Genomic DNA, 5,156 nt, shown 5'->3' with positions numbered 1-5,156 from the left:
TGCTTGTGTTCGTTCGTGGAGAGCTTTATTGTAAACTAATCTTACACAGCCCAATGTGCGCCGCAATAGCGACTCTTGTGTTGGTGTGGGGTAAAATCGAAACGAATAGGCTTTTTCCATGCCTCACATTTTAGCATATATTTCGTAAATGTTCTAATATTTAACAGTAAAGCCGTCGTTCTACGACGGGGTTTCAGACCCAAATTTTCGATGACCGGCAACCACTACCAAACCTTAGAAATCAGCCATAAATCGACCCCTGACGAGATTAAACAGGCCTATCGGCGTTTAGCCAGACAATTCCATCCCGATAGTCAAAACGATAGTGCCAGTCACGATAAAATCGTCGCTATTAACGCCGCCTACGAGATTTTAAGCGATCCGAGGCTAAGAAAGGACTACGATAACCAAATAATCGCCAATTCTCCCCGCGTCCAACGCACTGCCACCGCCCAGGCAAATTACCATCGTTACAAAGAGGCAGTCCAGGAAGACGAGGTCTTGGTCAAACAGTGGTATAACCAGACCTATAGCCCGATTAATCGCCTGATCGGTCAAATTATCCGGCCTCTCAAAGGTCAGATCGATCACCTATCCGCCGATCCCTTCGATGATCAGTTAATGGCTGTTTTTCAAGACTATCTAGAAACCTGTCGCCAAAATCTCGATCGAGCCAAAACCCTCTTTTGCCAAAGGCCCAACCCTGCCAAAATGGCCAAAGTGGCCGCTTCTCTTTACTACTGTCTCAATCATCTCACTGACGGACTAGAAGAATTAGAAACCTTTACCCTTAACTACGACGATCACTCTCTCCACACCGGTCAAGAAATGTTTCGCATGGCCCAGCGTTTACAGGTGGAAGCTAAACAGATAGCCAGTCAGTGCCAAAATTAAATCTCTAGCCATGGGCAAAAAAAAAGACGAAAATAGATCAAGACCAGATTTACCCAACCCTAGCTTAACCCCGATGAGAGACAAACAATCAGAAATTACCAATATATCCACCCCTAGAGATTCTGATCTTTATTCCTTGCCTCCCGCCGTCCAACGGGCTGCTAATATCCTTTTACGTCAGGGAAGAATCGGTTTTTGGACGCAGATTGTCCTGGGCGTAATTTCAGGGGTTTTATTACTGATTGCTACCGCTAGTTTATTAGGGACGAGACAACGCACTTCTGGCATTGAAATCGGTGTTTTATGTGCCATTGGTGGGGCTGGTTTCTTGGTGGTCGCCATTTTCTTTTCTTCTCGTTACATGAAAATTGCCCGTCAAATGTTGAGAGGTGATCAAGATAGTCGCCCGAAAAAATCCGATACTATTCAGTTAATCCGTCAGGGTTTAATCGCTAATATTATCGGGATGTTTTTAACGATTTTGGGAGCGCAAGCGTTAGCGGGAATCGTCTTAATTAAATCCCTCAATGTTCCCCAAGGTACTTTTAATGTTGCCTCTAACCCCAGTCAATTTGTTAATTCGGTTGACCTGTTAATTGTGCAGGCTAATACTAATACAATTCTCGCTCACTTTACTGGTATCGTTACTTCTTTGTGGCTTCTTAATCGTATTACTTCTAAATAAATATGGCCATGCAACGCACCCGTTTGAGTACGCTGGCTAATGTCACCAGCAGTCGATTTAATCGCTTTTTTGGTAATCCTTGGCGGCGGATTTCCCTACAGATAATTTGTGTTTTATTTGGAATTTTTTCTGGTCAAGCAATTGTCACCACTGCTGGACAAACTGCTCAATGGGATGTCACCGCGGCCGGTTTATTAGTGCTGTTTACGGAGGCGATTAGCCGGATTGTTTACCGAAAAAGTTCTCAGGCTAAACCCGCACCGATTCTGCGAGAATCTTTCAATTTACTCAAAATTGGTATCACCTATAGTTTATTTCTAGAAGCCTTTAAAATTGGCTCTTAAATAGGGTTGGCTGAAAATGTTTCTTGGTGGGGTGAGGATTCAGGAGCCAGTCGGGGAAAGTGGAAACCTTGCCCTTAAGTGCCGACCGGCAGCGAGCAATCGTAGCCAGCCTAGACAGAACAAGTGTATTAGTTAAGCTGCCCAACGATACCCTTACTCCATGGCGCTTCTCAGGAAAATAAGGATTTCAGACGTTCATTCTCATTAGTACATTAAAATTACCCAGCTTTAGCATAGGCTCTGTAAGACTTTTAGCCATGGCTAATATATTCATACGGGAGAAGTTCAGTTATAATTAAATTACCAAATTATATTTAGGGCAAATTTTTTTAATCATCATGCCACAACAATCCTTAATCGCTAAAACCCTGACAGAGCAAGCCGTTACCCCCCCCGCACAAAATCGTTTAAATGTCAAGCTTTTTAGAAAAATATTTTTATTGTCTCCCCTGTTGTTTTGGGAATTATTGGGTTTAGAAGTTAGCTCAGTTAAAGCAGTAGAAAACCTACAATGTCCCGTTATTTCTAGGGAAGAAGTTGATACTAATGCTCTTAAAAGAGAAATTGCTAATTATTCAGCCACTCTGCGAGTCTATCCTAGCGATCCTGGTACGATTAAACTTTATCTTCAACGGGGAATGGCGCGAGAAAAAATCAACGATCGAAACGGTGCGCTCGATGATTTCAGTCAATACATTTGGTATAGTAATTATAATGCTCCCGCCTTCAAAGATCGACAGTTACTAGCTCAAGCCTATTATCAAAGAGGTAAGTTAAAGTTAGCCATGGCGATGGAGGAAGAAGAAACCCCTATAGCCGAGGAAATCCCTGTTATTGAGGAAGAAACGCCTATAGTTGAGAAAATCCCTGTTATTGAGGAAAAAAAACCTATAGTTGAGGAAATCCCTGTTATTGAGGAAGAAACACCCCTTATTGAGTCAGAAAGGCCAATAAGGAAGCAGCATCAGCTAAAATTATTAGAAGCTGCTCAAGCAGATTTTCGGCAAGCCTTTAAATATAATCCCAATGAAAGTGAAGTTTACTTTAACCTAGCAAGTGTTGCGTCTTTGCTCGATCATCAATCCTTGGCTTTAGATTATTATCAGCGTTTTATCGGTTATGAAACTGAAAATTATCGCGGCTATTATCATCGAGGACAGCTATACTCTCAGTGGGGAAATTATGCAGAGGCTATCAAAGATTATGATCTGGCTATTTTATACCAACCCGATCTAATTGAACTCTATTATAATCGGGCCATAGCTTTAGAAAAGATAGGGAGAAAACGAGAGGCTTTTAAGGATTATAAAATCGTTTTAAAATGCTCACCCAAACTATTTTTAGCCAAGAATGCTCCTAGCAGTTATCAAAACCGTGCCAGAGTACAAATTGAAATGGCTGACGAGGAAGTCGAATTAGCCAATTTATCTTCTAATTCCCCCCAAGGGTATCAAACAGCGATCGAGTATTATAATGGAGCCATCAAAGACTTAGCACTTGTCATCCGTATTAATCCCAACTACGATAAAATTCCCCATTCTAGAGCATTTCTTAAACGGGGTTATGCTCACCTAAGACTCAACAATAATCAAGGGGCAATTCAAGATTATAACCAAGCAATTTATCTGCAACCCCAAGACGCAAAAGCCTATGTATATCGGGGGTTAATGCGAGCCAATAAATATCAAGAATACGCAGGAGCCTTAGAGGATTTTACTGCGGCAGTAGCACGAAATCGTCATGATGCAGCCGCTCACTATCATCGGGGATTAGTGCTGTATAAATTGGGTCGTTATCAGGAGGCAGTAGATAATTATAATATTGCCTTAGCCCAAGATGATGGGATTAATACACCTAGTTTTACTTCTCGATCTGTCTGTAGCGAAAATATCCGAGAATCTGCCGACAGAAATTATTTTTATAACTCCAGAGAAACCGATTTTCGTCCTAATTATAATGTCTCTTGTCATGCTCAAGCCCGGGGAGATGCTTATTTTGCTCTGAAAAATTTTGCTGCGGCCGAAAGAGATTATACTACTTATATAGTTGCCCATCCTAACGATCCAGAAGGGTATCATAAACGGGCTAATGCGCGTTTTGAAAAAGGGGATAAACAGGGAGCGATCGAGGATTATAATGTATTCCTACAAAAAGTCCGTGATGCGAGAATTTTCTATAGTCGTGGTAATAGTAGCGCTGACGTGGGAGATGACCAAGTAGCGATTACAGATTACCTGCAATCTTTGAGCATTAATCCTATCGATGTGACAGCGTATAGTAATCGGGGAAATGCACGCACTGATACCGCTACTATTCCCGATAATGTACAAGTAACACCGAGAATATCGGAGAATCCGATCGCCTATAATAATCGTGGTATTATTCGACGACAAACTGGGGACAAGGAGGGTGCTTTAGAGGATTTAGATAAGGCAGTTAGCTTGAATTCCAATAATCCTATTGCCTATAATAACCGGGGAGTTATTCGCTTTGATTTGGGAGATAATGCCAGTGCTTTGGAGGATTTAAATATGGCTATTTCTCTCCAGTCTAACTATGCTGAAGCTTACTATAATCGAGGTTTAGTTAAGGAAAAAATGGGCGATAAGAAGGAAGCGATCACCGATTATCAATTAGCAATTACTTATCAGCCAAATTATGGCGAAGCTTATTATAATTTGGCGCTTGCCACCTACGACGATAAAAATCCTAGTAGTCGAGTAGCGAGCCTTAACTATTTGCAAAAAGCCGCTAATGCTTTGATAAAAACTGGTAATTTAGAACTGTATGAACGCGCGGTAGAATGGATGTTAAAAATGCAGTAATTTCTCGAAAAAATAAGCTAATTTTTGACAAAGACTTCAAGACTTGGCTATTTCAAGCCTTCAAAGAGCGGGGGAGTCTCTTATTGCCGATCAATTAGCCGCTAATCATCATACAAGGTTGGGTTGACGTAAGGAAACCCAACTATAGACCCAAGGCAACCCAACAAAAAGATTCAGACGGATTTAGGTGTTGGGTGTTGGGTTTCGCTTTCCCTGAGAATTGAGAGGGTTTCTTTAACATATTTATTCGCTCAAACCAACCTACGAAACTACGGGCGCTCACTACTTAATTTAATCACTTGTTGCTCAGGAAATTTAAGGGTAAGTTCCCATTCTCCCCCTAATTCCCTCATCATACGGGTTAAATTTTCTAGGGTAAGATGTTGTTTTAAATCATCCGATTTTGCT

At 41.4% G+C, this 5,156-nt stretch carries 5 protein-coding genes; 4 read left to right on the top strand and 1 reads right to left on the bottom strand.

Features of this window, described 5'->3' with window-relative positions:
- Positions 1-120: helix-turn-helix domain-containing protein (locus IM500_RS02430; protein ID WP_287237657.1), on the bottom strand; the 120-nt coding region annotated here is incomplete at its 3' end.
- A gap of 90 nt (positions 121-210) precedes the next feature.
- Between IM500_RS02430 and IM500_RS02425 the strand changes: the two genes are divergently transcribed.
- From IM500_RS02425 to IM500_RS02410, 4 genes are all read left to right on the top strand, one after another.
- Complete coding sequence (locus IM500_RS02425; RefSeq protein WP_287737564.1) at positions 211-894, top strand: J domain-containing protein; 684 nt, start codon at positions 211-213, stop codon at positions 892-894.
- Between the two features lie 73 nt (positions 895-967).
- A complete protein-coding gene (locus IM500_RS02420) occupies positions 968-1,579 on the top strand; it encodes a DUF3611 family protein (protein ID WP_002800798.1) in 612 nt (203 codons plus the stop codon).
- 2 nt (positions 1,580-1,581) lie between these two features.
- On the top strand, positions 1,582-1,923 hold the full coding sequence (locus IM500_RS02415; protein WP_190721685.1) for a DUF565 domain-containing protein: 342 nt from the start codon (positions 1,582-1,584) through the stop codon (positions 1,921-1,923).
- 338 nt (positions 1,924-2,261) lie between these two features.
- Positions 2,262-4,748, top strand: a complete 2,487-nt coding sequence (locus tag IM500_RS02410) for a tetratricopeptide repeat protein (protein WP_287737563.1) — start codon at positions 2,262-2,264, stop codon at positions 4,746-4,748.
- Positions 4,749-5,156: the final 408 nt, after the last annotated feature.

It is taken from the genome of Microcystis sp. M179S2 (assembly GCF_020245805.1).
Taxonomy (GTDB): domain Bacteria; phylum Cyanobacteriota; class Cyanobacteriia; order Cyanobacteriales; family Microcystaceae; genus Microcystis; species Microcystis aeruginosa.
The sequence above is the reverse complement of the archived record's forward strand: the minus strand, read 5'-3'. Positions and strand labels throughout refer to the sequence as shown.

What these genes read in the sequence shown, in the direction of transcription:
- IM500_RS02420 (WP_002800798.1), top strand. Translation starts at nt 968, where the DNA reads ATGAGAGACAAACAATCAGAAATTACCAATATATCCACCCCTAGAGAT.
- IM500_RS02415 (WP_190721685.1), top strand. Translation starts at nt 1,582, where the DNA reads ATGGCCATGCAACGCACCCGTTTGAGTACGCTGGCTAATGTCACCAGC.
- IM500_RS02425 (WP_287737564.1), top strand. Translation starts at nt 211, where the DNA reads ATGACCGGCAACCACTACCAAACCTTAGAAATCAGCCATAAATCGACC.
- IM500_RS02410 (WP_287737563.1), top strand. Translation starts at nt 2,262, where the DNA reads ATGCCACAACAATCCTTAATCGCTAAAACCCTGACAGAGCAAGCCGTT.